6 protein-coding genes and 1 pseudogene are annotated in these 8,040 nt (G+C 30.3%); 1 reads left to right on the top strand and 6 read right to left on the bottom strand.

Annotated elements, in window-relative coordinates:
- A pseudogene (locus ABWO04_RS08510) lies at window positions 1-297 on the top strand (hypothetical protein); the annotation flags it as partial.
- Window positions 298-337: 40 nt separating this feature from the next.
- Here ABWO04_RS08510 and ABWO04_RS08505 read toward each other — a convergent pair.
- From ABWO04_RS08505 to ABWO04_RS08480, 6 genes are all read right to left on the bottom strand, one after another.
- Window positions 338-922 carry an LURP-one-related family protein gene (locus ABWO04_RS08505; RefSeq protein ID WP_353079126.1) on the bottom strand — a complete coding sequence of 195 codons (585 nt, stop codon included), beginning with the start codon at window positions 920-922 and terminating at the stop codon, window positions 338-340.
- 2 nt (window positions 923-924) lie between these two features.
- Window positions 925-1,746, bottom strand: coding sequence for a DUF6929 family protein (locus tag ABWO04_RS08500; RefSeq protein ID WP_353079124.1), 822 nt, complete (start codon window positions 1,744-1,746; stop codon window positions 925-927).
- A gap of 1 nt (window position 1,747) precedes the next feature.
- On the bottom strand, window positions 1,748-2,410 hold the full coding sequence (locus tag ABWO04_RS08495) for a thiamine diphosphokinase (RefSeq protein ID WP_353079122.1): 663 nt from the start codon (window positions 2,408-2,410) through the stop codon (window positions 1,748-1,750).
- 177 nt (window positions 2,411-2,587) lie between these two features.
- Complete coding sequence (locus ABWO04_RS08490) at window positions 2,588-3,406, bottom strand: DUF4249 domain-containing protein (RefSeq protein WP_353079120.1); 819 nt, start codon at window positions 3,404-3,406, stop codon at window positions 2,588-2,590.
- 4 nt (window positions 3,407-3,410) lie between these two features.
- On the bottom strand, window positions 3,411-5,789 hold the full coding sequence (locus ABWO04_RS08485; RefSeq protein ID WP_353079118.1) for a TonB-dependent receptor: 2,379 nt from the start codon (window positions 5,787-5,789) through the stop codon (window positions 3,411-3,413).
- Between the two features lie 127 nt (window positions 5,790-5,916).
- The coding region (locus ABWO04_RS08480; RefSeq protein WP_353079116.1) for an NADP-dependent isocitrate dehydrogenase at window positions 5,917-8,040 on the bottom strand (2,124 nt) is incomplete at its 5' end.

Raw genomic sequence — 8,040 nt, 5'->3', positions numbered from 1 at the left:
CAAAAATTAATTGAAGGCATTTTAGAAAAAGATCCAAACAATGCTCAATTACAATATAATGTAGGATTCTTAATGTTAGCTGATGATGCTAAAATTGTAGATGAAATTAATGCCAATTTAAAAAATACAAAAATGTATAATGAACTAAATGCAAAAAGAAAAGCAATGTATTTAAAAGCATTACCTTATTTTGAAAGAGCACATCAACTTGATGTAGCAAATCAAGATATGAAAACAATTTTAAAATTGAGTTATGAAACTTTAGGAATGAAAGACAAAGCAGCTTCTGTTAAATAATAAAAAAATCCCCAATGAAAATTGGGGATTTTTTTATGTTTTATTCTTTAAAAACCATATCAATACACATTACTGCAGCAATTAGCAATGGACGTAGTGCGCTTTCTTCGGCTACATCTGTAATATTTATTATATAGTTATCGGCGCTTGTAAAAAATTCTTTACCCAAACCTGCCCATTTTTTAGAAACATTAGCCAATTCTTTATTGTCTTTATTAAATTTAAAATCCCATCCTGTCCATTTACCTTGTAATGTACATAAATGTTTGTCTTGATGGTCGTGTACATCAAATCGGCCACCAAAAGAAAAGAATTTCTGTTTAAACACGCCGATTTTTCTTCCACCACCATCAAAAACGTCAATATCGGAACGAAAAATTGTTACGCCTCTTTTAATTTGAATGGTTAATTCACCAGATGCAGTTCTGATTTCAATATCAAAAGGTGTCATTCTTTTGTAATCAGTAAATCGGAAAAGTTTTGTAAAAAAGCCCAAATTTGGTTCTCTACAAGTTAAAACTAATTCATTGTTTTCTGGATTAAAAATATCATAATTATTTGATGCTTTGAACATCCCTATTTTTTCTTTTACTAAAAAAATATTTTGGTTAAAAATTGGGTTCATATTTATTTTTTTAAGGTTAATTTATAAATTTTTGATTCTAAAATTTCTGTATCATTGTCTTCGCAGAGTAAAAAATGAATTTCTTTATCGTTGTTTTCATACAATGTAATGCCTTCAAATTTTTGAGTATTTGATATTATTTGGGTCTCAATAATTTCAAATGTATCACTTTTCATTTTTCCAATAAGTGATCCAAGTACTTCTCCGTCTTCATAAGTCGAAATAGTATCTTCTGCAGTTGCTAAAAAATAAATGTAATTATCAACTAAAACGGCATCTGTAAATGAGACTTCAACGTTTTTTATTTTTGGTAATTTTATAGCCACAAAATGTTTTGAGAGTGAAGCATTATCCGGAATAATGAAAATTCCATTTTTGCTATTTTTTCCATTTCCTCTTTGAAAAAGTAACATGGTTTTATTTGCACAAATAGCGCCTTCTATATTAAGTTCGTCATCATTTAATGAAGCTAATTTTCTTAAAAACTCATACAATACAGACAAATCATTTTTTTGTAAAGCATCATTTTCTAAATTTAAAGAAAACATTGTATTTCGTTGTGCCGTTGAACCAGAACCAAAAATAAAAATTTGATTTCCAAAATGAGTCAAAGCTTCTAAATCTAATTTGTCTTTTTTTGCAATATTTTCTTGCGGAGTATCTACTAAAGGAAATTTTAGAACTATTTTTTTGTCAATAATATATTGATATAAATAAGTACTATTATCTGAAATGATAAAAAGTACATTCTGAAAGTAAATTAGTCCAGATGCAGAACCGATACCTTTTATATGCAAAAACTCGTTTAATTGATAATTTTTCATTTTAATCAAAACTTTCAATTAATAATAAATTACCTTTTTCGTGTGTAATTGTAATTATTCCGTCTTTGCAAACGTGATTACTGCTTCCTGTTCGAAATCCTAATTCTAAAGTTTCATTTTGTAATTTGTAAAATAGATTTTCGGTACAAATATTTTCTACTTTTCCTAATGGAATTAGCGAAATGATACTGTTTTTGGGATACCATTTTTTAAATGAAGTTGGTAACAAAAATACTTTTGAATGGTCATCAAATAAAACAATTTTTAATTGATTCCTGTATGATGCAAGTGTGGAAAAATTGTTTAAAGTATGATCTGCTCGTTTGCCAGTTGCCCAAACGACATTTGCCGCTTTATGTCCTTTTTGTATTAAAAAATCGAAAGCTTTTTCTAAATCAGTTTTATTTTGATCTTGAGTATGGATAATTTCAATTGGATAATGGTTGTTTTTATAATATTCTGTATCAAAATTTCTATCGAAATCACCTAATAAAACATCAACTTTTATACCTAATTCCAGCACACGTTCTATCGCTGCATCTAAAACAATTACTAATGGCGACCATTCTAAAAGTTGTCCTAAAAGTTCGGTATTACAAGCCAAACCATTTGCAATAATTAATGCTGGTTCTTGGTCGTCGCGAACTATATGATGTGAAGACATAATTAATGTTTATGGTTTGTAGTTTTTAGTTTTTGTAAGTTGATGCTTACATTAGTCAAAGTTATTGTTTTTTATTGATTTTTGTAAATTGAAATTTAAAAAGAAACACAGATTTAAGTAATTATATAAATTTTTATAATTTCTTAAATCTGTGTTTAAAAACAAATGATGATTTTGCTATTGAATTGTATAATTTCTCACATCCACTTCTGACAATCTAAAATAACCTAAAGGGTAATTAGCATTATTGCTTTGATTGATAATATTACCTTTTACAGTTGCTGGAGGTGTGCTGAATGGACCATTACTTAATCCGCCAGAAATACTAATTAGAATATTCATAAAATTATGGTAGCGTTCTGAAATTCCGTGTAACGAAAATTTTACATTTTGTGCTGGTGCTAAATCTTTATCAATTAGTAGTGAGAACATTTGATTTCCATTAGTAAATTCATCGTTAAACACACCTAAAAGCGGAAAGGGTCTATATGGTACTTTGTATTCTTCTAAATAAAAATTAGATTCTGCGCCGTTATCTTGAAAGTTAAATTTTAGTTCTATATCATTTCCGGTTATACCGTTTAAATTTTGTTCAATTGAAGTGATTGCAGGAACTGGATATAGTTTATCTGTGGCAACATATGTTTGTCCGTTATGAATTACCGATAGCGTGTAAACCCCATTTAATACTGGAGTAAAATTGGTGCATTTATAAATACCACTTGCACCATCTTCTAAGAAATTAAAAACGGTGTTATTGGAATCTGTTATTTTTACAATTGCTCCATTTACAACAGGTACAATGTTGTTGAAATAATCAGCAGTTGTTGTTATTTTTATAGATTGTTCATTACCAGGCGTACCTTTTTCCCATTTAATAGAAGCATCAATAACCAATTTTGGTTCGCTATTATTTAAATCTACATCAACTACTTCTTCGCAACTAAATAGAAATAAACCAATTGCTAAAATGAAATATTTTATTTTGTTTTTCATGGTATTAAAATTTAAAATTATAGGTAACACTTGGTACCATTCCAAAAATAGAAAGTCGTACCGCTTCATTCAATCCACTATCTTGATTTTGTCTGAAATTTATAGACGCTGCATTTTTTCTGCCATACAAATTATATACAGAGAAAACCCATTCGCCTTGCCATTTTCTTCCTTTGTTTTTTGTTGGATTTAAAGTAGCAGAAACATCTATACGATGATAAGCAGGTAAATTATCTTGATTTCTATCACTATATACAGGAACATTGATGCCTTGATATTGATATTGCGCCGTTGGAAAAGTTACCGGTTGCCCTGTTTGATAGGTGAAAATACTTCCAAAACTCCATTTTTGATTTAATTTATAACTTCCTGTTACATAAATATTATGTGTTTTGTCCCAACCTGTTTTGTACCAGTTGCCATTATTTATTCCTGATTCAATAGGTGTTCTTCCAGCAGTTTGTTGTTCCGAACGTGAGAGTGTGTATGAAATCCAACCAGAAAGTTTACCTACGTTTTTCTTAGCCATAATTTCTAATCCATAAGCTCGAGTTTTTCCTGCTAATACCACTTGTTCAATTGCTTCATTGGCAATTAAGTCAGCACCATCAATATAATCTAATCTGTTTTTCACCATTTTATAAAACGATTCTACTTCTAATGTATAATCGCCATTTTTTAAATTTTTAAAATAACCCACTGCAAATTGATCTAAAATTTGAGGTTTTAAGAAGTTATCACTCGGTGTCCAAATATCTAAAGGTGTTGGCGATTGTGTATTCGAAATTAAATGTAAATATTGACTCATTCTATTATAACTCGCTTTCACAGATTGATTTTCGTTAATAGTATACGCCAAAGCAATTCGAGGTTCTAAATTTCCAAAATTGGCAATAGTTTCATTTTTTCCATAATACTTGGTATCAACAGGAGTCGCTTTTTCGTAAATACCCAAATCTGCATCATACGTTACGGGTTGGTTATTTGCATAAACATTCATAGTTTGACTTCCTAACCTGTAAAACATACTATATCTTAATCCGTAATTTACAGAAAGTTTATCGATTAATTTTTGTTCAGCATCAATATAAAAAGCAGGTTCGAAGGCGTGTTTTTTGGCAAGTTGTTTTTCATTAATACTCGAATTTGCATCTATTGGCTCAATTCTTCCTGGATTGAAATCATAATAAATAGCATTTGCACCATAAAATAATTTATAACTATCCGAAACATAATGTTTAAAATCGTATTTGAAATTATAATTTTTAATGCCGCTTTCCCAATTAAATCCTATAAAATCTAAAGTCAAACCATAGTAATAATCACTATAAATAAACGAAGCATTTGAAAATAATTTATCATTAAATAAGTGATTCCATCTTACGTTTAATACCGAATTTCCATAGGTATTTATAAATTGATTATTTAAACTAAAAACGTCTCTTCCAAAATAACCAGATAAAAATAAGTTGTTATTCTCGTTTAATTTGTAATTTATTTTTGTGTTTAAGTCATAAAAATAAGCGGTGTTGTTATTGTCAGCAAGTTTTAAAAATAGATGAGCATAACTACTTCTTCCTGCAACTAAGAAAGAGCCTTTGTCTTTTACGATTGGTCCTTCGGCTAATATTCTACTTGAAATTAAACCGATTCCACCATTCATTCCGAATTTTTTACTATTTCCCTCTTTCTGATAAATATCTAATACAGAAGCTACTCTTCCGCCAAATCTTGCAGGAATTCCACCTTTATATAGCTTTAAATCTTTAATAGCATCGGCATTAAAAACAGAGAAAAATCCGAATAAATGAGACGAATTATAAATTGTCGCTTCGTCTAATAATATTAAATTTTGATCTGCAGCACCACCACGAACGTTAAACCCAGATTGCCCTTCTCCAGCATTTGTAACGCCAGGTAAAGTTAAAATGGACTTAATCACATCTACTTCACCTAAAATGGCTGGCATTGATTTTATTTGAGAAATAGTTAGTTTGTTGACACTCATTTCTGGTTTGTCAATTTGTAGTTTTTTTGAATTTCCGGCCACTACAACTTGTTCAATCTCATTTGATTTTTCAATCAAAAACAAATCTTTTTTGGTGTTTGATTCCAAAGAAATTACTTCTGAAAAACCATCGAAACTTAAAGAATTTATTTCGATTCTATATTCGCCTTTAGGCAATGAAATGGAATAAAACCCGTATTCATTTGTTAACGAAGTTCGAGTAGTTGTACTATTTTGAAAAGAAATTGTTACGCCAATTAATGTTTCATTAGTTTTTTGATCTTTTACTATACCGCTTAACGTTACTTTTTCTTGTGAAAAGGCAACTGTAAAGAGTAATAAAAAAAGAAGTGTTAAAAAGTTATTTTTTTTCATTTTTTATTTGTTTCGATGTTGGATACAAATTTCGCAAAAATAGTACAAAATATCTGTTAAGTTGACGTTAATTAAAAAAGGCGACATAAAGAAATTACATCGCCTTTAATTATTTTGAAAATAAAATTTACATTTTATTTATTATAGCATTTAATGTTGTACTTGGGCGCATTGCAGCACTCAATAAACTTTCGTTTGGTTGATAATATCCGCCAATTTCTTGTTTTTTACCTTGAGCATCAATTAATTCAGCATCAATTTTTGCTTCGTTAGCAGTTAATTCTGCTGCAATAGGAGTGAAGTAGGTTTTTAATTCAGCGTTTTTATCTTGCGAAGCTAAAGCCTGTGCCCAATATAAAGCAATATAAAAGTGCGAACCTCTATTGTCTAATTGACCAATTTTACGAGCCGGCGATTTATCATTTGCCAAGAATTTTTCAGTTGCTTGGTCTAAGGTTTCTGATAAAACTAATGCTTTTTCATTATTTAGACTTTGTCCTAAATGTTCCAAAGAAACGCCTAAGGCTAAAATTTCACCTAATGAATCCCAACGTAAGTAGCCTTCATCAATAAATTGCTCTACGTGTTTTGGTGCAGAACCACCTGCTCCAGTTTCAAATAATCCACCACCGTTCATTAATGGAACAATAGAAAGCATTTTGGCTGAAGTTCCTAATTCTAAAATTGGAAACAAATCGGTTAAGTAATCACGTAACACATTTCCAGAAACTGAAATAGTATCTTTTCCTTCTCTAATTCTTTTTAATGTTTCCGACATTGCGTCTTTAACATCTAAAATACGAATATCTAAACCTGAAGTATCGTAATTTTTTAAATATTTTTCTACTTTTTTGATAATTTCTCTATCGTGAGCTCTATCTTTATCTAACCAAAAAAGTGCTGGAGTGTCAGATAAACGAGCTCTGTTTACGGCTAATTTTACCCAATCTTGAATTGGTGCATCTTTAGTTTGACACATTCTGAAAATATCGCCAGCTTCTACTTTTTGAGAAAGCAAATTCGCTCCGTTTTCATTTTCCACTTTTACAATTCCAGGTGCAGATAATTGAAAAGTTTTGTCGTGCGAGCCATATTCTTCTGCTTTTTGAGCCATTAATCCAACATTTGGCACAGAACCCATTGTTCTAGGGTCTAAAGCACCATATTTTTTCATATCGTCAATAACTGCGGTATAAAAACCAGCATACGAACGATCTGGAATCATTGTAATAGTATCTTCTTCTTTCCCATCTGTATTCCACATTTTCCCACCACTTCTTGCTAAAGCTGCCATAGAAGCATCTACAATAATATCAGAAGAAACGTGAAAATTAGTAATTCCTTTATCAGAATTCACCATAGCTACTTTTGGTCCGTTTGTTAAAGCAGCAGCTAGGTCTTGTTTAATAGCTTCTTCTTCAGAAATTCCAACAATTTTATTGTACAAATCTTGCAAACCATTATTAGGATGAATGTCTAAAGATTTAAATAGGTCTGAATATTTAGTATAAACGGCTTCAAAATAGGTTTCAACAATAGCACCGAAAATAATTGGATCTGAAATTTTCATCATCGTAGCTTTCAAATGAGCAGAAAGCATTACGTTTTTTTCTTTTGCGTATGCAATTGTTTTCTTTGAATATTCTTTTAAAGCTTTTAAATTCATTATTGAACTATCAATGATTTCTCCAGCTTTTAAATTTGAAAAATCTTTTAATACAGTTGAAGTGCCATCATTTCCTTCAAATACAATTCTGAATTTCGAATCATTTTCAATGGTTGTAGAAGTTTCAGTTCCGTAAAAATCGCCTTCAATCATATGTGCGACTTCTGTTTTTGAATCGGCATTCCAAGTTCCCATAGAATGTGGATTATGTTTCGCGTAATTCTTAACGGCTTTTGGTGCGCGTCTGTCTGAATTTCCTTCACGCAAAACAGGATTTACTGCAGAACCAAGTACTTTTGAATATTTTGCTTTTATTTCTTTTTCCGTATCGTTTTGAGGTTCTTCTACAAAATTAGGAATGGCATAACCATGTAATTGTAATTCTGCAATCGCTTCTTTTAATTGGGAAACAGAAGCTGAAACATTTGGTAATTTTATAATATTTGCTTCTGGCGTTGTAGCTAATTGTCCTAATTCGGCTAAATTGTCAGCTACTTTTTGGTCGTCTTTCAAATATTCAGGAAAGTTAGATAAAATTCTTCCTGCTAATGATATATCTCTTGTTTCTACATCAATATTTGCAGT

It is taken from the genome of Flavobacterium sp., assembly GCF_040382755.1.
Lineage (GTDB): Bacteria > Bacteroidota > Bacteroidia > Flavobacteriales > Flavobacteriaceae > Flavobacterium.
This window is presented reverse-complemented; position numbering and strand designations above follow the sequence as displayed.